The 21,618-nt window shown below is 36.1% G+C and carries 20 protein-coding genes, 1 pseudogene and 1 riboswitch; of the genes and pseudogenes, 10 read left to right on the forward strand and 11 right to left on the reverse strand.

The features are described from left to right. The first annotated feature begins 58 nt into the window (after positions 1–58). Positions 59–1,401 (forward strand): annotated as a pseudogene (gene purB / locus FB2170_RS14660) (adenylosuccinate lyase). 65 nt (positions 1,402–1,466) lie between these two features. Here the strand turns inward: purB and FB2170_RS14665 are convergent. The 6 genes from FB2170_RS14665 to FB2170_RS14690 all read right to left on the reverse strand — a co-directional run bounded on the left by FB2170_RS14665 (position 1,467) and on the right by FB2170_RS14690 (position 5,152). Further along, positions 1,467–2,282, reverse strand: coding sequence for a mechanosensitive ion channel family protein (locus tag FB2170_RS14665; protein WP_013307369.1), 816 nt, complete (start codon positions 2,280–2,282; stop codon positions 1,467–1,469). A gap of 143 nt (positions 2,283–2,425) precedes the next feature. Beyond that, positions 2,426–2,965 carry a DUF4252 domain-containing protein gene (locus tag FB2170_RS14670; RefSeq protein WP_013307370.1) on the reverse strand — a complete coding sequence of 180 codons (540 nt, stop codon included), beginning with the start codon at positions 2,963–2,965 and terminating at the stop codon, positions 2,426–2,428. 80 nt (positions 2,966–3,045) lie between these two features. Next, positions 3,046–3,591 (reverse strand): DUF4252 domain-containing protein, encoded by a 546-nt coding sequence (locus FB2170_RS14675; RefSeq protein ID WP_013307371.1) that lies wholly within the window; start codon positions 3,589–3,591, stop codon positions 3,046–3,048. 89 nt (positions 3,592–3,680) lie between these two features. Next, complete coding sequence (locus tag FB2170_RS14680; RefSeq protein WP_041633253.1) at positions 3,681–4,226, reverse strand: DUF4252 domain-containing protein; 546 nt, start codon at positions 4,224–4,226, stop codon at positions 3,681–3,683. Between the two features lie 10 nt (positions 4,227–4,236). Then, positions 4,237–4,656, reverse strand: a complete 420-nt coding sequence (locus tag FB2170_RS14685; RefSeq protein WP_013307373.1) for a hypothetical protein — start codon at positions 4,654–4,656, stop codon at positions 4,237–4,239. Beyond that, positions 4,643–5,152 carry an RNA polymerase sigma factor gene (locus FB2170_RS14690; RefSeq protein ID WP_041632887.1) on the reverse strand — a complete coding sequence of 170 codons (510 nt, stop codon included), beginning with the start codon at positions 5,150–5,152 and terminating at the stop codon, positions 4,643–4,645. The genes FB2170_RS14685 and FB2170_RS14690 overlap by 14 nt, the downstream gene beginning before the upstream one ends. A 231-nt stretch (positions 5,153–5,383) precedes the next feature. On the opposite strand from FB2170_RS14690, the gene FB2170_RS14695 reads away from it, so the two are divergent. After that, positions 5,384–6,862: a S41 family peptidase gene (locus FB2170_RS14695; protein WP_013307375.1), complete on the forward strand. Its 1,479-nt coding sequence runs from the start codon at positions 5,384–5,386 to the stop codon at positions 6,860–6,862. 71 nt (positions 6,863–6,933) lie between these two features. On the opposite strand, the gene FB2170_RS14700 is transcribed toward FB2170_RS14695, so the two are convergent. Continuing rightward, positions 6,934–8,805, reverse strand: coding sequence for a TonB-dependent receptor plug domain-containing protein (locus FB2170_RS14700; RefSeq protein WP_013307376.1), 1,872 nt, complete (start codon positions 8,803–8,805; stop codon positions 6,934–6,936). Positions 8,806–8,875: 70 nt separating this feature from the next. Then, positions 8,876–9,101, reverse strand: a riboswitch (cobalamin riboswitch). Positions 9,102–9,326: 225 nt separating this feature from the next. On the opposite strand from FB2170_RS14700, the gene FB2170_RS14705 reads away from it, so the two are divergent. The 6 genes from FB2170_RS14705 to gndA all read left to right on the forward strand — a co-directional run bounded on the left by FB2170_RS14705 (position 9,327) and on the right by gndA (position 15,577). Beyond that, entirely contained in the window at positions 9,327–10,472 is a 1,146-nt protein-coding gene (locus FB2170_RS14705; protein WP_013307378.1) for an ABC transporter substrate-binding protein, read from the forward strand. 58 nt (positions 10,473–10,530) lie between these two features. Then, complete coding sequence (locus FB2170_RS14710; protein WP_237701177.1) at positions 10,531–11,505, forward strand: FecCD family ABC transporter permease; 975 nt, start codon at positions 10,531–10,533, stop codon at positions 11,503–11,505. Positions 11,506–11,563: 58 nt separating this feature from the next. Further along, on the forward strand, positions 11,564–12,310 hold the full coding sequence (locus tag FB2170_RS14715) for an ABC transporter ATP-binding protein (protein WP_316927708.1): 747 nt from the start codon (positions 11,564–11,566) through the stop codon (positions 12,308–12,310). A gap of 64 nt (positions 12,311–12,374) precedes the next feature. Next, positions 12,375–13,721 carry a DNA recombination protein RmuC gene (gene rmuC, locus FB2170_RS14720; protein ID WP_041633254.1) on the forward strand — a complete coding sequence of 449 codons (1,347 nt, stop codon included), beginning with the start codon at positions 12,375–12,377 and terminating at the stop codon, positions 13,719–13,721. Further along, a complete protein-coding gene (locus FB2170_RS14725) occupies positions 13,718–14,083 on the forward strand; it encodes a 6-phosphogluconate dehydrogenase (protein ID WP_013307382.1) in 366 nt (121 codons plus the stop codon). Before rmuC ends, FB2170_RS14725 begins: the two co-directional genes overlap by 4 nt. Before the next feature lie 81 nt (positions 14,084–14,164). Further along, positions 14,165–15,577 carry an NADP-dependent phosphogluconate dehydrogenase gene (gene gndA, locus FB2170_RS14730; protein ID WP_013307383.1) on the forward strand — a complete coding sequence of 471 codons (1,413 nt, stop codon included), beginning with the start codon at positions 14,165–14,167 and terminating at the stop codon, positions 15,575–15,577. Between the two features lie 65 nt (positions 15,578–15,642). Here gndA and carB read toward each other — a convergent pair whose 3' ends face one another. Beyond that, positions 15,643–18,495: a carbamoyl-phosphate synthase large subunit gene (carB, locus tag FB2170_RS14735; protein ID WP_013307384.1), complete on the reverse strand. Its 2,853-nt coding sequence runs from the start codon at positions 18,493–18,495 to the stop codon at positions 15,643–15,645. A 91-nt stretch (positions 18,496–18,586) separates the two neighbouring features. Next, positions 18,587–18,754 carry a 50S ribosomal protein L34 gene (rpmH, locus tag FB2170_RS14740; RefSeq protein ID WP_013307385.1) on the reverse strand — a complete coding sequence of 56 codons (168 nt, stop codon included), beginning with the start codon at positions 18,752–18,754 and terminating at the stop codon, positions 18,587–18,589. Between the two features lie 210 nt (positions 18,755–18,964). On the opposite strand from rpmH, the gene FB2170_RS14745 reads away from it, so the two are divergent. Then, a complete protein-coding gene (locus FB2170_RS14745; protein WP_013307386.1) occupies positions 18,965–19,480 on the forward strand; it encodes a membrane protein in 516 nt (171 codons plus the stop codon). A 4-nt stretch (positions 19,481–19,484) separates the two neighbouring features. Here the strand turns inward: FB2170_RS14745 and FB2170_RS14750 are convergent, their stop codons facing one another. Both FB2170_RS14750 and FB2170_RS14755 read right to left on the reverse strand, forming a co-directional pair. Next, positions 19,485–20,444: a lytic transglycosylase domain-containing protein gene (locus FB2170_RS14750; RefSeq protein ID WP_013307387.1), complete on the reverse strand. Its 960-nt coding sequence runs from the start codon at positions 20,442–20,444 to the stop codon at positions 19,485–19,487. 45 nt (positions 20,445–20,489) lie between these two features. Beyond that, positions 20,490–21,152, reverse strand: coding sequence for an alpha/beta hydrolase (locus tag FB2170_RS14755; protein WP_013307388.1), 663 nt, complete (start codon positions 21,150–21,152; stop codon positions 20,490–20,492). A 165-nt stretch (positions 21,153–21,317) separates the two neighbouring features. Here FB2170_RS14755 and FB2170_RS14760 point away from each other — a divergent pair, with 165 nt between their 5' ends. After that, a complete protein-coding gene (locus tag FB2170_RS14760; protein WP_013307389.1) occupies positions 21,318–21,611 on the forward strand; it encodes a GNAT family N-acetyltransferase in 294 nt (97 codons plus the stop codon). Positions 21,612–21,618 lie beyond the last annotated feature (7 nt).

A 21,618-nucleotide genomic window follows, 5' to 3' on the forward strand; every position in this document is an offset into this window, starting at 1 on the left:
GTACTCATTTACGAATAAGTATCTTTGCGACTTCAAATAAAAATCAATTTCCACGCTCATGTCAATAACTCAATTGAATGCCATTTCACCTATTGATGGTCGTTATAGAGGCAAAACTGTTTCTTTATCCCCTTATTTTTCTGAAGAAGGATTGATAAAATATCGTATTCAGGTAGAAATAGAGTATTTCATTACTCTTTGCGAACTTCCTTTACCTCAACTTGAATCGTTTGATAATTCAAAATTTGATGTTCTAAGGGATATCTACAGGAATTTTGATGCTGATGATGCACAGGAAATCAAGGAAATTGAAAAAACCACCAATCATGATGTCAAAGCGGTTGAGTATTTTATAAAAGCTGCCTTTGATAAATTAGGACTTGGTGAGCATAAGGAGTTCATTCATTTTGGACTTACATCACAGGATATAAACAATACAGCTGTTCCTCTATCTATCAAGGATGCCATGAACGATGTATATGTTCCATTGTATTTTGAAGTATTGGAAAAATTGAATGAGTTGGTGAAAGAATGGGCCAATGTCCCTTTATTAGCTAGAACCCATGGGCAACCTGCATCCCCTACTCGTTTGGGTAAAGAAGTTGCTGTTTATGTTGAACGCTTGAAAGAGCAATTTAATTTATTGAATGATATCCCCAGTGCAGCCAAATTTGGTGGTGCCACAGGTAATTTCAACGCGCATAAAATTGCCTATCCCAGTATTGATTGGGAAGCATTTGGTCAAAATTTGTTCAAGAAAAATTAGGCCTACATCATTCTTTTCCTACTACTCAAATTGAGCATTATGACCACATGGCCGCTTTGTTCGATACTTTGAAAAGAATAAATACAATACTACTTGATTTAGACAGGGATTTTTGGACTTATGTTTCTATGGATTATTTCAAGCAAAAAATAAAGAAAGGAGAAGTTGGCTCATCAGCCATGCCACATAAAGTAAACCCCATTGATTTTGAGAATTCAGAGGGGAACCTAGGTATTGCCAACGCACTGTTCGAACATCTTTCCGCAAAACTACCTGTATCTCGATTACAACGAGATTTGACCGATAGTACAGTATTGAGAAATGTAGGTGTCCCTTTTGGACATACATTAATCGCTTTTCAATCTACCTTAAAAGGTTTGAACAAATTACTTTTAAATCAAGATAAAATTGAACAAGATCTAGAAAATAATTGGGCAGTTGTTGCTGAAGCCATTCAGACCATCCTAAGAAGGGAAGCCTACCCTAATCCTTATGAAGCTTTAAAAGGATTAACGCGCACCAATACTAAAATAAATCAGAAGACCATTGCAGATTTTATTGAAACCCTTAACGTTTCAGATAAAATCAAAGATGAATTAAAAGTGATTACCCCGAAGAATTACACGGGAATTTAAAAATTAGCATAGCATAAAAAGGCCACTCATTCGAGTGGCCTTTTTTTATTTAAGAATATTTCCTTTTACCCTTGTTTGTGTATTTCAACTGAATGTGGATAAGGAATTTCGATTCCTGCCTTATCAAGGGCAAGCTTACAGTTTTCCATAGTTGCAAAGTATACATCCCAATAATGCTCTGGCTTGCAATATGGCCTTACAGCAAAATTTACCGAGCTATCTGCCAATTCAGAAACATTTACAGATGGTTCTGGATCTTGTAAAACCAAGGGATTAGATGTTAGTACCTCTAATAAAACTTCTTTTGTTTTTTTAATATCCTCATCATACCCCACACCAATTATAGTATCTACTCTAATTACTCCCTCAGCCGTATAATTCACAATGTTACCATTTGCCATAGCACCATTAGGGATTATCGCTAATTTATTCCCTGGAGTTATCAATTTGGTTGTAAAAATCTCAATCTCCTTTACAGCACCCAATTCACCTTGCGCCTCTATCAAATCACCTATTCTATAAGGTTTGAAAATCATGATTAATACTCCTCCAGCAAAATTCGAAAGTGAACCTTGCAAGGCCAGGCCAACTGCTAAACCGGCAGCTGCAATAATGGCCGCAAACGTAGTCACATCTACTCCCAACTGAGAAATAACCAATACTACAAGAAATATCTTCAGCGTCCAGGAAATAAGGTTCAGAAGAAATTTTTGTAAGGATTCATCGTAATTACTTTTACCCATCATTTTTCTAGAAGCTCCTACAATCCTCTTGATAACCCATAATCCAATAATGAATATCAGAAAAGCGGCCAGTAATTTTGGGCCAAATTCTTTGGCCAATTCTATCCCATATTCAATCCATCCTTCAACTTTTTCCATTTTAATTTTTGTTAGTGTTAATAGTTGAGCGAAGATAATAATAGTTAAAAAATGAATGGTTATTACAATAGAGAAATCTTTTCATTAAACTAAAAACCCGACTAATTGATTAGTCGGGTCTAACTTATAACTTATTACTCTACCTAACCCTTTAAAAATTCTCCTATTTCTCCTAAACCTTCTCCTTTATAATCAGATTTTTGGATAGCCTGAATGAATTTAACCAAGTTGGCCGGTTTCATGTTGTTGCCCAAAACACGAATAAGCATAAAACCTTTTTCATCACTATCCCCATAAATAATAACCTCATCTATTATTTCGTCATTCCCCATATATTTAATCACCCCTTTACCATAACTAGTATTAAGCTTCATAAGGTCAATGAACTTTTCATTTTTTAAAATCGCTTTCACGTTTACTTTCTCGGCTTCAAATTCAGCAGTATTTGCATCAGTTTTTTTAAATGCCAAAACGTTCATCTTTTTAAGAGAATTTAGAGCCTCACGTTGATCTTCATCCAAATCGGTCTTTTCCATGTTCAAAAGACTTACAGGAAGATCCACAGATAGAAAGTTGGGGTTTTCAGAATTGTCAATATAATACTCTTGAAGGCTTTGTGTTGAAGAGCAACTGGCCAAAACCAACATAAATACAAGGGCTAAACTATTAATTACATTTTTCATGTGTTCACTGTTACGTTTGTCTGTAAATTACTAAAAATTCGGCCATCAAAATAGAATGATGACCGATTTAAATCTTTTCTTTAGTTGTGTTTTCCTGCGTCATTCAATTCTTCAGGAAGGTTCATTTTTTTGGTTAGTGCACCGATTTTGTTCAAGTCTATATCTCCTGTCATAGATACTAAAACAGTTTCAAATTTTCTTCCGTTCACGTCAACATCCATTTTCTTCATTCCTGATACGAACATTAACAATTCGGTAACATGGTCCTTATGCTTTCCGTTTTTAATGTAAAATTTAACATTAACATCTTTATCCTTTACCCGCATCAATTCTTCTAAAGAAGATTTCTTAAGGTACTTTTTAACGGTTGCTGACATTTCTGCTGCAACGCCTTTATCTTCTGTGATGAATACTTTTATTCCATTTATTCCTTTCGCCATTTCTACAAACTCCTTTGCATCCTTGTCATCATCTAAATTTCCTATTGATGAGACCAAATCTATCATGCCCTTGTTGACGATAACAGCTCCAACCTCATCCATATGTTCGTATTTGTCAAAGATAGATTGAGATATTCCTGTGAATGGTAATAATGCGATTGCTAAAATTAAAGTGATTTTTTTCATGATTGTCGTTTTTTGATTGATTGTGATTTATTTAAATAAAAAGGCAGTTTACTTTTTAAGTAAAAGGTAAACCGCCTATGATTGTTTTTTTAATTCTTTTTACCTGCTTCGTTCAATTCTTCCGGCAAGTTCATCTTTTTAGTTAGAGACCCTATTTTTCTTAAGTCTATATCTCCGGTCAATGAAAGTAAAACAGTTTCTAATTTTCTGCCGTTTACATCAATATCTACATTTTTCATACCGGTAACGAACATCAACAGCTCACTTACATGATCTTCATCTTTACCAGTCTTTATATAAAATTTGATGTTTGCATCTTTATCCTTTACCCGCATTAGCTCCTCAAGCTTGTTGCTCTTAAGATATTGATTCATAGTACTCATCATGTCTTTGGATATTTGAGGGTCTTCTGTGATGAACACCTTTAGATTCTTTAAACTTTGGGCTATATCCATAAAATCCTTTGCCTCAGGATCATCGACCTCTACATCTATGTTAGATAACAGTCTGAACATACTTTGATTGACCACTACAGCACTAACGTTGTCCAAATCTTCATATTTATCAAAGACCGATTGTGAAAGACCTAATGCTGGTAGCATTATCAATGCCATTATGATTATAATTTTCTTCATGGTTTTTATATTAATTGTGTTTATAAATTTTTTGTTTTGTGTTTTCAAATTCATTGAGGTAGGCCACCTTTTCAGTACCTCGATTAAAATTATTGGCCAAAAGGTTCAATGCTTTCTTTGTTTCGTTATAAGCATATTCTGCCTCTTTTTGTTTTTGGTATTCATTACCAAAGTATATGCCAAACATTAGAACTGCTACTGCTGCAACGGATGCCCACTTGAAATCTATTCTTCTGGTTTTTAGCGGTACCTGCTTTGTAAATCGTTCTTCTTTGGCTACTGAAAAATATTGGAACATGGGGGCATATTGTTCAAGATGTGTTGGTACACTTTCCTGTGAAAAATATGTTCTAAGCTCTTTCTCTTCAGCTATTGAAGTGGAAGCTTCTAGGTATTTTTCCAATAATATTTCTATTCTATCCGATTCCATAACTATGTTTTTGCATTAATTTTTCTCTTACTGTTTTACGTGCCCTTGATAAGGTTACTCGTATTGCTGTTGGTTTCATATTCAACAATTCACCTATTTCATCAAAATCATATTCCTCAACATCTCTCAACTGCAATACCATTTTTTGCTGTTCTGGTAGTTCTTCCATTATTTTTTCCACCCAACTAAGACTGTCTTTTGCTTCAACTTGTTTTTGTAATGAGGTATTATCATCTCCGTAATTACTATGAACAAGTTTCAAATTGCTTGCCTGCTTTGACTTTAGTCGATCCAAACAAAAATTCTTGGTCATTGTCATGGCAAAAGCCTCAACGTTATTGTACTTCCCAATATTTTCATTTTTAGACCACAACTTCATTAATATCTCTTGCGTCGCATCTTCAGCCTCTTCTGTAGAAACCAGCAGTCTTTTTGCCAATCTATACAGCTTATCCTTAAAGGGCATTACCACATTTAAAAACTCTGACTGTTTCACTTTCTTGGTTTAGTTGTTTTAAGACTTTCTTACCGGTCTACACAATGAAGACGAAGTATAACGAATTTTGTTACAAATAATTTTTTTTTATTGGATATGTAAGTAAATTGGACATCTATTGTCTAAAAAATTGCGTATTTAATCAATAGAATATCGAAATAAAATCCCTCTACACATTATTCCCACCGAATTGGAATGATAATTGAGGTTGTTCATTGCTAAAAGAAAATTATGAAAAAGTATTTTTTGTTGTTCCTCTCATTGGGGTTGTTTATCACTGCCTGTAAGAAAAGTGATGATGACCTTACTCCTCCTGATGGAATAGATCCAGATCCAACAGCAAATGTAGAAGTACAGGACTTTATGTGGAAGGCCATGAATTTTTGGTATTTCTGGCAAGCTGACGTCCCTAATTTAGCTGATGACAAGTTTACAAATACCGAGGATTATACTGAGTTTTTAGCCTCTGAAACCGATCCAGGGGTATTTTTTGATGATATGCTTTTGTTCAGTGAGGACCGATTCAGCTTTTATTCTGATGATTACAAAGAATTGACACAAGCTTTTTCAGGAATTTCAAAAAGCAATGGGCTTGAATTCGGATTGCTTCGTTTTGATGACACTCCAAATAGTGAGGTTTTTGGTTATGTACGATATATAGTACCCAATTCAAATGCCTCAACTAAGGATATTAGCCGAGGTGAGCTTTTTACAGGGGTTAATGGGCAAACCCTTACTATTGGTAATTATGTAGACTTGCTTTTTGGGGATGCCGATACGTATACCTTAAACATGGCCGATATTGCCAATAATACAATTACCCCAAATGATAAGGAAGTTGAACTCACAAAACTTGAAGGTCTAGTGGAAAATCCTGTTTTCTTATCAAAAACCTTTGATATTGGAGGAGAGAAAATTGGTTATTTGGTGTACAATGGTTTCACGAACGAATTTGATGAAGATTTAAATAATGTATTCGGCGATTTTAAAGCTGCCGGGGTCACCAATTTGGTATTGGATTTGAGATACAATCCAGGTGGGTCAGTTAATTCTGCCCGTCTGTTGTCCAGTATGATTTATGGCACGCATACCGACGAATTGTTTCTAAGACAACGTTGGAACGCAAAAATTCAAGGACAATTGAGTGATTCTCAACTAACTGATTACTTTGGTGATAAAACTAGCGATGGCTCAGACATAAACACACTTAACTTAACCAAAGTGTATATTATAGCCACCAATGGATCTGCATCAGCTAGCGAATTGGTTATTAATGGCCTTGCACCTTATGTTGATGTAGTTCATATTGGAGAAACTACAAGAGGGAAAAACGAATTCTCTATTACTATGGTTGATGATTTTGATGGCAGCTATATTTATAGTCCAGAAAGAGAGTCCAATATAAACCCAAATAATCAATGGGCTATTCAACCTTTGGTTGGTCGCAACGAAAATGCCGATGGATTTTCTGATTACACCTCTGGTTTAACGCCAACTATAGAACTTGAGGAAGATATAGCAAACCTTGGTTCTTGGGGGGATCAAAATGAACCTTTATTGGCTAGGGCCATTCAGGAAATAACTGGAGCTTCTGGCAAACGAAGTTTTGAAGTGCTTATGCCTGCTGATGTTATGACCAGCTCTAAAATGTACACTGTTCTGAAAGACAATATGGTTTTGGACAAAAAATTAGATCTTAAAATTCAATAATTAAGGTCTCAACTTATAAAAAAGAAAGCCTTGGTTTATGACCAAGGCTTTCTTTTTTTATTTGAGGTTGTTTACTGCAGCGTAAGGTTTAACCCTGCATTAATATTTCTTCCCTTTGTGGTATACCCTATTATCTCAACATATTCTGTGTTCAAAACATTTTGCAAGCCAACGAATATTTTGAGCTTACTTGGTATTAATTCATGTTCAGTATATACATTCAACAATGAATACGGGTCCAAAGCTACATTGGAGAAAGTATTGAAATCCGTATCCAATCTTTCACCGGTATACCTATAATCCAAAGAGGCGTAGGTTCTTTTTGATATTGCATACCCAAAAGAGGCGTTTATTTTGTGTTTTGGAATACGAATGGCCGCATCACCTTTTCGCTCTGTGAAAGAATAATTACCAGCAATTACGATTTCATCACTTGGATTCCATTTAAGTTCTATTTCGGCACCCTGAGCATCTATCTTGTTATCCGCATTACCATATGTTCCTGTAATATTATCATAGAAAACGAAATTCTCTTCCTTTCTATTAAAATATACACCACTCACTCTAAATCTGTTATTTAATGCATATTCCAGACCACCCTCTATAGTCCTGTTTTCTTCAGGTTCCAAGTCAGGATTTGCGCCAAAATTTCCAAACAGATGGGTCAATGAAGGTGTTATGTAAGATGTTGCGTATGTTGACAGAAATTTTACATAACCCTCTTCTGTTTTAAAAGTATATGAAGGGTTTAAGTTATATACCAAATGCGAGCCATATTCTGAATGATTATTAAAACGGGCACCGACATTAAGGTTTAATCCGCTATCAGAAATGTAGACCAAATTAGCGTAAGGGTCAATTATTTTAAAATCCTGATTAGCGCTAAAGACTGTTTCATCTTTAATAAAATTTAAACCAACAATAGTATAGAACTTGTCATTGAAAGTATATTTATTATAAATATCAGCAACATAGTTTTTCCCCTCAAAAAAGCTTGGGAAAGCACTTTTATTTTCCGATTCATAGTTGGCGTAGGCCATGTTCAGGTGCAATGAACCATTTTGATATTTAAACTCTGAAGTTAGCCCTGCTCGTTTTTGATTACTTAAAAAACGGTAATTGGCATCAAAAAGCCCAAACGATTCGTCATATTCAGTATTCAATTTTGTTTGATTAGCGTATACTCCAATTGTAAACTTATCAGAAACTTGATAGCCCAATTTTATATCGGTATTTATTTGAGAATAAGAATCTTCAAAATTCTGCGGAGTAATTATTGCGGAAAGGCCGTCAGAATAACGATTCGAAAAACCTACTTGATAAGTAAATGCATCTAAAGTACCACCTAAACTAGCACTATTGAATGCCTGGGCCAAATTATAATTCTGGTCGTCACTATTTTGATTAGTTCCTCTTGACGCTTGAACATTAAGTGAAATACTTTGTTCAGAGACTTTTTTGGTAGTTATATTGATTACTGCCGTTGCCGCATTAGTACCGTACAAAGTACTTGCAGCACCTTTTAATATTTCAATAGACTCAATATTAGCTGCGGAAAGTAAGCGTAAATCATACTCTTGGGAAAATGATGAAGGGTCAGATACCCGGACCCCATCAATCAACACAAGAACCTGTCGTCCCCTTCCTCCTCTTGCAAAAACACCTAGAATACTACCGTCGGCTCCTCTACTCCCAGCAATCTCGATTCCGCTTTTGGAATTAATGATATCCGCTACTGATTTGCCTTGATTATGTTGTAACTCTTCTGAACCGATTTTAATTACCGTTTTACCTGAATTTTCTCGTTTTAGTTCAAAACGGGAATCGCTAACAACAACTTCATCCAATTGTTGTACGTTAATCGAATCGTTCTGCATTTCCTGTGCAGCAATACTAGCACTTACCAACACGGCAGCGCCTAAACTCATGATTTTTTTGTTCATTTCAAAAAGTGAATAAACGGGAGTGTGGTATGTCTTTATTCATACGAAAACTTTTATCCCGAAAGTTTAACAATGTTTGTTTGAAGTTGGCAGGTCTCCTGACTTGTTCAATGTTATTTCGCCTTCCCATCCATCTACGGACAGTGACTTTGAAGAAAACAACACCCTCTTTTATAGAGGTGCCAAATCAAGTTTGGCATAAACTTACAGTTGCGGGAACAGTACCAGATTTTCACTGGATTCCCTTTTAATTTAGTCACCGTGAAAGTGACAAAACCAAATTCAGTGCAAAAATAAACCTAATAAACTATTTATCGTCTTTTTTCTTACTTAGTTTAATGGCCAACCAAATAAAACCGACTACAAAATGAAGAATGATAATGCCTGCTACTATATAGATTACTGCATTTGAACTATCTCTCATGTTTAAAATTTATTCAAAAGTAAAATACAATATCCTTTAAAATTGTGACATTTGTTACCTTGCGCAAATTGGTATAACATTTCATCCATATTTCAATATGAACATTAGAATCCTTGCAATCTTATTTGTTTTTCTTTCTTCCTGCAAGGAAGCAAAGAAGGCAGAATTGCCAAATCCAGTTACAACAAATTCCACCTCAATTGAATATGCCAAGGGGTTTACTATTGAAAAACAATCAAACGGAATAACTGTAATGAATATATCTTCACCATGGCCAAATGCCAAAACTGGATTTAAATATGCCCTGGTACCAAAGGATAAAATGGCATCCATCAGTTTGAACAAGAATGAATTTGATGCAATTATTGGTACCCCAATAAATTCAATGGTCGCAACTTCTACAACGCATATTCCAGCTTTGGAAGCTCTTGGTGAAATTAAAAAATTGACGGGTTTCCCCGACACACAATACATTTCTTCGAAAAAAGCAAGAAATCGTATTGACGAAGGAAAAATCAAAGAATTGGGGAACAATGAATCCATTAACACCGAGATGGTCATTGAATTGCAACCTGAAGTGGTCATAGGGTTCAGCATCAACAGTCAAAACAAAGCGTATGAAACTTTAATGCGTTCAAACATTCCAGTGGTTTATAATGGGGATTGGACGGAGGAAACCCCATTGGGAAAAGCAGAATGGATTAAATTCTTTGCCCCTTTCTTTCAAAAAGAGCAATTAGCGGATAGTATTTTCAAGGAAATTTCAAATTCTTATAATCAAGCCAAATCTTTGGCTAAAAAAGCAAAAAACAGGCCTACTGTTTTAAGTGGGGCGCTGTACAAAGATGTATGGTATTTACCCGGAGGCAATAGTTGGGCTGCAAAATTTATTGAAGATGCGAATACCGAATACCCTTGGTCAGACAATGAGCAGACAGGGAGTCTTAATATGAGTATCGAAAGTGTTTTGGCCGAAGGTCATGATACTGACTTTTGGATATCACCTTCTCAATTCATTTCATATGAAGAAATGAAGAATGCAAATGTTCATTACCTAAAGTTTAAGGCGTTTCAAAACAAAAACATCTATACATTTGCAAACACCAAAGGAGATACTGGCGGACTTTTGTATTATGAACTGGCTCCAAATCGACCCGATTGGGTACTAAAAGACTTAATACACATTTTCCATCCAGAACTGTTACCTGATCATGAATTGTTCTTTTTTAAGCCATTGAATTAGTTTGTTTAACACCAGCAAATACAAATCTAGATTTCTATATCTGACGGCAGCACTATTGCTGTGCTTGATTGCGAACATTAGTTTAGGTTCTGTTTCTATTCCTTTTAGCGAAACAGTAAAGGCAATCTTGGGAAGTGAATTAAATAATGGTTCCTGGAGCTATATTGTGTGGAATTATCGAGTTCCAAAGGCATTGACTGCCATTCTTGTAGGTGGCGGACTTGCCCTAAGTGGGTTGTTGATGCAAACACTTTTCAGAAACCCTTTGGCGGGGCCATTCGTTTTAGGTATTAGTTCAGGAGCAAGTTTGGGGGCGGCACTTTTAATCATGGGCGCGTCTCTGTTTTCTGGTTTTTATGCAATAGGAATGATTGGTGATATTTCATTAGCCATAGCTTCTAGTATTGGTAGTTTTTTGGTTCTTTTGGTTGTTGTAATTGTAGCCTATAGAATAAAGGACACTATGGCCCTTTTGATAATTGGGCTCATGTTTGGAAGCATTACCGCGGCCGTGGTAAGTGTTCTTTCGTATTTCACAGATGCCGAAAAATTACAGCAATACATCTATTGGTCTTTTGGGAGTGTCGGGAACCTTACATGGCAACAATTAGTGATTTTGTTGGCCATTGTTTTTATTGGAGTAATTTTGAGTGTACTATCTATTAAAGCATTGAACTCACTGCTTTTAGGTGAAACGTATGCTCGCAGTTTAGGTGTTGATTTGAAAAAATCGCGCTATTTGATTATTGCTGCAACTGGACTTTTGGCTGGCGGAATTACAGCCTTTGCTGGTCCAATAGCCTTTATAGGTTTAGCTGTTCCACATTTAACAAGACAGATTTTCAATACAACAGATCATAGAATTTTAGTGCCTGCTGTTTTGATTTATGGTGCCATTTTAATGCTGATATGTGATACTGTTGCCCAATTACCTAATTCGGCCAACGTATTGCCAATTAACGCAATTACATCCATAGTGGGAGCACCGGTGGTTATATGGCTACTTGTTAGAAAAAAGAAGATGATATTTTAAACTGAATAAAATCAATCATAAAGAAAAACATACCGCCCTTTCAGTTAATAACCTTTCAATAGGTTATAAATCGAAAAATGTAGCCTCGGTAGTTGCGGAGGGCTTAAGTTTTTCACTCTCTCAAGGAGAAGTTGCAGCTATTGTAGGTGTAAATGGTATAGGAAAATCAACACTCTTGCGTACTCTAGGAAAAGTACAATCCAAACTCGATGGGGTCATTTCTCTTAACAATAAAAAGTTGCAAGATTACGCATCCCTAGAATTTGCTTCGACTATCAGTTTGGTACTTACCGAGGGTCTCGCCTCAAAAAATCTAACAGTATTGGAGCTTATTGCTTTGGGTCGACAGCCGTACACCAATTGGATAGGTAGTTTGAGCGAAAATGATAAAAACAAAATAAAAGAAGCCCTTAGAATGGTCGACTTAGAAGGCCTAAAGGATAAAAAATGTTATGAATTAAGTGATGGTCAATTGCAGCGTGTGATGATAGCCAGGGCTTTGGCCCAGGATACCTCAATTGTATTGTTAGATGAACCAACCTCTCACCTAGACCTTCATCACAAAGTGCAGATATTGAAGCTTTTGAAACAAATAGCACATAAAACACATAAAACCATTTTGTTCACAAGTCATGAGATTGAAATGGCCATTCAGCTCTGTGATAAAATACTGATTATGAACAAAAAAGGTCATGAATTTGGTCAACCTAGTGAATTAATTGAAAATGGGTCTTTTGAACGGCTTTTCCCCCAAGACACGGTGAAGTTTGACTCAAAAACGGGTTCATTTAGAATAGAAAAGTAACAGAATCTGTTCTAAAGGTTTCATGTCAAACCGTTATCTTTACAACAACGAATTACAAGTACTAATGAATATTTACCTTGTTTACATTATCATTGGAGTTTTATGCCTAGCCATTGGCTACTTTTTGGGTGTCTATATCCAAAAACTAAAGACAAAATCCAATCAAGGTACTTTTGAAGAAGAACGCCGTCATTTAGAACATTCCAAAAAGGATTTGGAAAATCGAAATCTGGCCCTCGAAAATGAAAAAGATGATTTACGCTCAGAAAAAGAACAAATAGGTAATGAAAATGTTCGATTTCAAGCAGATTTAGAGCATTTGTCTTTAAAGAACAAAGAGCAAAAAGAGGAAGTTGAAAAACTTCAGGAGCGTTTTACTAAAGAATTTGAAAATCTTGCGAATAAGATTCTTGAGGAAAAAAGCACAAAGTTTACCGAGCAGAATCAAAAAAACATAAAAAACTTATTGTCCCCGCTTCAGGAAAAAATAAAAACCTTTGAGGATAAAGTCGAAAAATCCCAAAAAGAAAGCATTAGTATGCATTCTGCATTAAAAGAGCAGCTTTTAAACCTTCAGAGCCAGAACTTAAAAATAACCCAAGAAGCCGAAAATCTTACTAAAGCATTAAAAGGTGACAGTAAAATGCAGGGGAATTGGGGAGAATTGGTCTTGGAACGTGTACTTGAGAAATCGGGCTTGGAAAAAGACCGGGAGTATTCGGTACAGCAAAGTTTCACTAGAGAAGATGGCACAAGGGTTCTTCCCGATGTAATCATCAATCTTCCTGATGGTAAAAAAATGATTGTGGATTCCAAGGTTTCACTTACCGATTATGAGCGGTACATGAATGCTGAAGATGAATTGCGTGAAAAATTCTTAAAGGACCATATCAATTCAATCAGAAAGCACGTTGACCAATTGTCCGCAAAAAAATACGAGGATCTTTATGAAATGGAGAGTCCTGATTTTGTACTAATGTTCGTTCCTATAGAACCTGCATTCGCCATTGCCATTAACCAAGATAATAGTTTGTATAACAAGGCATTTGAGCAAAACATTGTAATTGTTACTCCCGCAACCTTATTGGCAACATTACGCACCATAGATAGCATGTGGAACAATGAAAAACATCAACGAAATGCGATTGAAATTGCGAGACAAGCTGGGGCGTTATACGATAAATTCGAAGGTTTTGTAACTGATCTAACCAAGGTTGGGAAGAAAATGGATGAGGCCAAAAATGAATATAAAGGTGCCATGAACAAACTGGTTGAAGGCCGTGGTAATTTGGTGACAAGTATTGAAAAGTTGAAAAAAATGGGAGCCAAAGCAAAAAAATCATTACCTGACCAAATATTAAAACGAGCTCAGGAAGACGATTTTGAGGAAGAACCTAAATTAGAATTATGAAAAAGATACTGGTATTAGCCCTTGCAACCATAATTGCTGTGTTCCTTTTGATTTATGCATTCGTTTACTTTGTGCCTTATAGTGAAGGGGTTCGTTCCGGAGAACTTATCAAAATTAGTCGAAAAGGGGTATTGGCAAAAACCTGGGAAGGTGAGATTAGTCAAGGTATTTCTGGTGCGCAGATATTTACATTTTCAGTGTTGGATAAAAACCAAGAAGTCATTAACAAACTAAAAGAATATCAGGGGGAATATGTGAAATTGGATTATGTAGAAAGATATGCTACTTTTTTCTGGCTTGGGGATACAAAATACTTTATTACCAATGTTGAACCTGAAAAATCTCCCCATTTCAGGGATTAGGGATTAATACTCAATATTTATTATAGACAAGAACGTCTTTATTTTTGGTTTATAAACATGAATAAAAAATGAATATAATTTATGGTTGAAGTTTCGTATGATTTTGGTTTAGTAGGTCTTGGTGTCATGGGGCGTAATTTCATTTTGAACGTGGCAGATAAAGGCTTCAATGCATTTGGCCATGACCTAGATGAAACCAAAGTTAAATCACTAATTGAAGAAGGTGGTAACGTGAATAACGTTAATGCTTCTTCCAATGTAACGGACTTCGTAAACTCCTTATCCACTCCAAGAAAAATAATGTTGTTGGTACCGGCTGGGAAAATTGTAGATTCTGTAGTCGAAAGTATACTACCGCATTTAGATTCAGGGGATATCTTGATTGATGGTGGGAACTCGTTCTTTACTGATACAGATAGAAGAGAGGAATACCTAAAATCAAAAGAAATCCATTTTTTTGGAACCGGTGTTTCTGGCGGTGCAAAAGGTGCTAGACTTGGTCCTAGTATTATGCCAGGAGGGTCAAAAGAAGCTTACAAGATGGTACAGCCAATTTTTGAAGCTGTAGCAGCAAAATTCAAAGGAGAACCTTGTGTTGCCTATTTGGGACCAAAATCGGCCGGAAACTACGTTAAAATGGTTCATAATGGTATTGAATACGGATTAATGCAGCTTACATCGGAAATTTATGATATTCTCAAGAAGCTCGGCGGATATAGTAATTCTGAAATTCAGGAATTGTTCGCTTCATGGAACAAAGGGAGATTGCAGTCCTTCTTGGTTAATATAACAGCCGATATCCTTACGAAAAAAGATGAAATCACTCGTGCTGATCTTGTGGATTTGATATTGGACAAAGGCAAACAAAAAGGTACTGGAAAATGGACATCACAGAACGCCATGGACTTGGGGATCCCTATTCCCTCAATTGACATTGCAGTTACCATGCGTGAAATCTCAGCACTCAAAAAAGAACGTGATACCGCTGCAGAAATATATTCAAGACCAAATCTAGAGCAAATAGCTAAATCCGAATTGGCGAAAAGGGCAGAACAGTCATTGTTTTTTGGGTTTATTGTGACTTATGCCCAAGGTTTTCACCAGTTAAGTGAAGCTTCAAAAGAATACTCTTACGAATTGAACCTCAGTTTAATAGCCAAAATATGGAGAGCCGGATGTATTATTAGGGCTTCTCTTTTGGAAGACATTTCAAGTGCCTATGAAAAAGATTCGAGTCTTTCCCATTTGCTATTCAATGACGTTATGGCGAAACAAATAAAACTTACAATAAGTGATGTTAGGCAAACAGTTGCCCTTGGCATTAAAAATGGTGTACCCCTACCCGGTCTTACAAATTCACTCACCTATTTTGATAGTTTGACATCCAAGAGATTACCTATGAATATTATACAGGCACAACGAGATTATTTTGGGTCCCACACCTATGAAAGAACCGATAGGGATGGAATTTTTCATACCCATTGGGAAGAATAAAAAAACCCAAACAACAATATATCAAAGCATTGAAATTGTTGTTTGGATTTAGGTTGTATGCCCTTTTACTTACTCAGATACATTTTTCTTCTAGAATAAAGATTATAGAATTCATCATCCTTTAAGCTATCAATAAAGAGTATACTTTCTCCTGTACTCTTCATCTCTGGTCCCAAATTCTTGTTCACATTCGGGAATTTATTAAAAGAGAAGACCGGTTGTTTAATCGCGAATCCGTCTAATTGGGGATTGAAGTTGAAGTCTTTCACCTTCTTTTCTCCCAACATAACTTTAGTTGCATAATTTACATAAGGCTCTTTATAAGCCTTGGCAATAAAAGGAACCGTTCTTGATGCCCTTGGATTTGCCTCGATGATATAAACCATGTCATCTTTAACCGCAAATTGTATATTTATTAAACCTACAGTATTCAATGCCAATGCAATTTTCTTGGTATGGTCCTTAATCTGTTGCATTACAAATTCACCTAAATTAAATGGAGGCAACGTAGCGTTCGAATCACCTGAATGAATACCGCAAGGCTCTATATGCTCCATGATACCAATAATATAAACATCAGTGCCATCACATATCGCATCTGCCTCTGCTTCTATTGCACCATCTAGATAATGGTCAAGCAACAATTTATTGTTAGGTATTTTACGAAGCAAATCAACTACGTGTTGTTCTAATTCCTCTTTATTGATTACAATTTTCATTCCTTGGCCACCAAGCACATAAGACGGTCTAACAAGCAAGGGAAAATCTAATTTATCTGCCAATTCCAAGGCTTCATCCGCTGTTTCTGCAACACCAAATTGTGGGAACGGAATGTTGTTCTCTTCCAACAAGGTTGAAAAACTACCTCGATCTTCGGCCAAGTCCAATGATTCGAAACTTGTTCCAATAATTTTGATTCCGTATTTGGAAAGCTTTTCAGCAAGTTTTAATGCGGTCTGACCTCCTAATTGAACAATTACACCCTCTGGTTTCTCATGACGGATAATATCATAGATATGTTCCCAGAAGACCGGTTCAAAATATAGCTTATCGGCAGTATCAAAATCGGTAGATACTGTTTCAGGATTACAATTGATCATTATGGTTTCATAACCACATTCGGCAGCTGCCAAAACCCCATGAACACAACAATAATCAAACTCGATACCCTGACCAATTCTATTTGGGCCAGAACCAAGTACTACGATTTTCTTTTTGTCAGTTACAATACTGTCGTTCTCCACGGTGCGCACGCCATCAGCCGTTTCATATTCCGCTTCAAAAGTGGAATAATAATAAGGTGTCATTGCCTTAAACTCTGCCGCACAAGTATCAACCAGTTTATAAACTCGGTTAATATTCAGCTCATCTCTTTTGTTATATACCTCACTTTCGTAACAATCCAACATATGGGCTATTTGCCTATCTGCAAACCCTTTTTGCTTAGCTTCCAACAGCAAGTCTTTGGGTACGCTTGCAATTGTATATTGTGATATCTCCTTTTCAAGAAAGTGTAACTCTTCATATTGCTTTAAGAACCACATATCAATTTTGGTAATCTCATGGATTCTGCTCAAAGGAATACCCAATTGAATGGCGTCATAAATCACAAAAACACGATCCCATCCAGGAATGGTAAGTTTTTTAATTATTTGTTCATAGTCTTTATACCCTTTCCCATCAGCGCCAAGTCCGTTTCTTTTAATTTCAAGCGATTGGGTAGCTTTATGCAATGCCTCTTGGAACGAACGTCCTATACCCATTACTTCACCAACAGATTTCATTTGAAGTCCAAGACTTCTATCCGATCCTTCAAACTTATCAAAATTCCATCTAGGAATCTTTACAATGACATAATCCAGTGTCGGCTCAAAGAGCGCAGATGTAGACTTCGTGATTTGATTATCAAGCTCATCTAAATGATATCCTATAGCCAATTTTGAGGCAATTTTTGCGATGGGATATCCTGTAGCTTTTGAAGCCAGGGCCGATGATCTTGAAACCCTAGGGTTAATTTCAATTGCAATAATATCTTCTTTCTCATCAGGACTAACGGCAAATTGCACATTACATCCTCCTGCAAAATCGCCAATACTCCGCATCATCTTAATGGCCATATCCCTCATTTTTTGGAATGTCCTATCTGATAATGTCATTGCGGGTGCTACCGTAATCGAATCCCCTGTGTGAATCCCCATCGGATCCATATTCTCAATCGTACAAATAATCACTACGTTGTCGTTCTTATCACGCAGCAATTCCAATTCATATTCCTTCCATCCCATTAAGGCCTTATCGATCATTACTTCATGAATAGGGGAAATCTCTAGCCCCCTACTCAAAAGTTCATCAAAATCCTCAGGCTTGTAAACAATAGAGGCCCCTGCCCCACCTAGTGTGTACGAAGCACGAATCACCAGCGGAAAACCAAATTCCTGGGCAATTTCCTTTCCTTTCAAAAAAGATGTGGCCGTTGCCTGTGGCGCCATGCCAATACCAATTTTAAGCATTAGCTCACGAAACTGCTCGCGATCTTCGGTAATGTTAATCGCATCAATATCAACGCCAATTATTTCAACATCAAAATCTTCCCAGATTCCTTTTTCATCGGCCTCTATACATAAGTTCAATGCGGTTTGTCCCCCCATTGTAGGTAAAACAGCATCTATTTGAGGGTGTTCCTTTAAAATATCAATGATAGATTTTGTTGTCAAAGGTTTAAGGTAAACATGATCCGCCATTGTGGGATCAGTCATGATCGTAGCCGGGTTACTATTGATTAAGATGGTTTCTATGTTGTCTTCACGTAAACTACGTAAAGCTTGGGAACCCGAATAATCAAACTCACAGGCTTGTCCTATGATAATAGGTCCTGATCCTATTATCAATATCGACTTTAAATCTTTTCTTTTTGGCATGCTCTCGGTTATTTTAATACTACTATAAGGACAAAAAAAAGGTGCTACTTTTAAAAAGTAACACCTTAATATTTTATAAAAACTTCAATCATTATTTTTTGTGTCTCAGCTCAGAGGATACAGATATTTTCTTTCTTCCTTTCGCTCTTCTTCTAGAAAGAACTTTTCTACCATTAACGGTTGCCATACGCTCCCTGAAGCCGTGCTTATTTTTTCTTTTTCTTTTTGATGGCTGATATGTTCTTTTTTGACCTGGCATTGTTGAATACTTTTCGTTGTTTTATTATTGAGCAGAACGACCTGCAAAACTGGGCGCAAATATACAAAGAGTTTTTACTTTGGCAAACCTTATCAAAAAAATATTTTTTTAGAATGCCTTACCTCCTACAGATAGGTTTTTATTACTTTTGCCTCACCAACGATTAAAGTCTATTTGACCACAATCATACACTAATAATAGAGAAACAACATGTTTAACAAAAACATTAAACTAGTCATCGCAGGGCTTATAATAGCTTATTCCGTTTATCAATTTATAGAGGGGAACCTTGGAAATGGTATCTCTTTGATTCTTCTAGCCTCTATCTTCATATTTCTATATTTTAGAAATGAGATTATATTACTTGCATTTCTGAGAATGAGGAAGCAAGATATGGAAGGTACACAAAAGTGGTTGGATAAAATTAAAAACCCAGAAGCTTCACTAATCACCAAACAGCAAGGGTACTATAATTATCTTCATGGAATACTTCACTCACAAAAAAACCTGACCAAGGCCGAAAAGTTTTTTAGAAAAGCTTTAAAACTAGGGCTTACCATGGACTATGATATTGCAATGGCCAAATTAAGTTTAGCTGGAATTGCAATGCAAAAACGTCGTAAAAGGGAAGCTACCACGCTTCTGAACGAAGCCAAAAAACTTGACAAAAGCAATATGTTGACTGATCAAATAAAAATGATGCAGCAACAAATGAAGAAAATCTGATTTCTTATTTGCTTACCTTGTAGTATCCCTTATTAGGAATTTCAATGGTATATTTTTTTCCTGACGAATTATTTAAATGCGCCTCTCTTAGCCAAGGGTTATGTCGTTTAAGTATTTTGTAGTTGATTTCATATTTATTGGCGAAATCAGCAAAACTAGCTACAGGATCATCAATCTCAACCTTGAAAGTAGGTACCGAGTTATACATATCTTTCTTATCAATATCAAAACCGTATTTATCAGGATTTGAAAGAATCTCTTTTATGGCCATAATCCTAAAAACATACCTACCTGTCTCTTGACCTAAGAGCAGATCATAGTAATCATCTACCTTTTGGGTTCTCATATATTTATTTATCCCACCTGGGCCGGCGTTATATGCCGCTGCCGTAAGGGTCCAAGTTCCATATCTTTTTTTCCATTTATTCAAATAATCACAAGCTACTTGGGTTGATTTTTCAAGATGATAACGCTCGTCTACATTCGAATTGACCTCAAGGCCATACTCCTTACCTGTTCCTTTCATTATCTGCCAAAAACCAGTTGCTCCAGCATGGGAAACAACATTGGTCAATGCACTTTCTGCCACGGCCAAATACTTAAAATCATCAGGAATTCCGTTTTTGGCAAGAATAGGCTCAATTATTGGAAAATACTTATTTGCTCTTTTCATTAACAACAGTGCATTAGACTGCCAATAGGTATTCACCAAAAACTCCCTGTCTACCCGCTCCATTATCTCTGGGTCATCTTGTGGCACTATTTCTCCTGCAAAATTCAAATCTACGGGAATATCTATCGCCGAAATTCTATAGGTATCAGAAACACTCTTATCTTCATCATTCTCAGCAACATCCTGAACATCTGGAGTTACAGAATCGTTGTTGTTTTGAACAGCAAAAATTAGGGTTGTTATAACAAAAAACACTCCCAATAGCATTAAAATATTCTTTAAAATCTTCATAATTCTTTAGTTAGCTTAGCACTCAAAGGTATTAATACAACTCTCTTATTCCAAAATAATTGTGGGTAAGTGCTCATTAAACCATCGGGCTCTATGAATAATCATGGTGTGCGTGCCATTTTTGACAGGGATACAATCTTTGATGTGGTTTATTGGGAAAACAACATCTTTTTCCCCGTGAATATGTACCAAATTCTCTGGCGAGGTCATTTGTTTCCAATTAACGATCTGATCAATGGACCAATCAATATAATACTTATCCCTTATCGACAAATACTGCTCGTACAACTCTAATCGTTTGTGCACAGTTTCACCAAAAGCATATTTAGCCAATAATTCCACATTGTTCACCAATCCTGTGGGGAGTAATTTGTGAACTTTGGTATACTTAGCAAAAATCATTCTCTTTGGCAGCTCTGATGTTTGTTTAACACTTGAAACAACAATCACCTTTTTAACAGGAATGACCTTGGACATTTCCTGGACCAAAATCCCTCCAAAAGAAACACCCACAAGAACAGGATTGGGAGATGTAATACTTTTCGCCATCTTTTTCGCATAATCAATAAGGGTCATGTTCTTTTCTGGAACAAACCACTCTAACCTATGCACTTCAAAACTTTCTTTAGGCAATTTGATATTATCAAATATCGATGAATTGGCAGCCATTCCCGGCATAAGGTAAACCTGAATTTTATCTTGGCTCATACGGGTTAGTATTACGAATTTCTTAGGAAACTCGTATTTTTTTTATTACTTTTGTATTCTGTTTTAAATATAACCCTATCATATTTAACAACTAAGTAAAAGTATAAAATTACGGTAAGAGAACATCGTGATTTTTTTGTCTAGACCAATTTAAAATCAAACTATATGAATGAAGTAGAAATAAAGGACAATAGTTTCTTACGCCAATTTGAAACTAGAGTTGATGGTCATTTAGCCAAGATCGAATATTCTTCACAAGAACGTAAAGTTTTTTTAACCAAATTAGTAGTGCCTGAAGAAATCACTAAGGACGGCTTTAAAGAGGATTTCATAAAATCGGTTCTACATCATATTCAAGAACAGAATCTAAGGGTTGTACCTACTAGTCCGCAAATTGCTGGATTTTTAAGAAAAAACAGACAGTATAAAGAAATGCTTCCTGTTGGGATTCGAATCTAACTATAAC

The organism is Maribacter sp. HTCC2170 (assembly GCF_000153165.2).
GTDB lineage: Bacteria > Bacteroidota > Bacteroidia > Flavobacteriales > Flavobacteriaceae > Maribacter_A.